The following is a 233-nucleotide window of genomic DNA, read 5'->3' as shown; positions in this document are numbered from 1 at the left end:
TCTGGTCGTACTGGGCGTGCAGGAAAACAAGGTAATGCCATTCTGCTGTACACCAGTAGCCAGAGGAGAACAGTTAGATCCCTCGAACGTGATGTCGGATGCAAGTTTGAATTTGTTAGTGCACCGGCTATGGAAGAGGTTTTGGAGTCATCTGCTGAGCAGGTTGTTGCCACACTTTGTGGAGTTCATCCCGAGTCTGTTCAGTTTTTCACCCCTACTGCACAGAAACTGAT

At 48.5% G+C, this 233-nt stretch carries 1 pseudogene; it reads left to right on the top strand.

Going from position 1 to position 233, the window contains the following annotated elements:
* Window positions 1–233: pseudogene (locus tag L9G74_RS24685) on the top strand (hypothetical protein); the annotation flags it as partial.

The organism is Shewanella electrica (genome assembly GCF_022321485.1).
Classification (GTDB): domain Bacteria; phylum Pseudomonadota; class Gammaproteobacteria; order Enterobacterales; family Shewanellaceae; genus Shewanella; species Shewanella electrica.
Note: the sequence above shows the minus strand (reverse complement) of the source record. Positions and strands in the feature narration are given on the sequence as shown.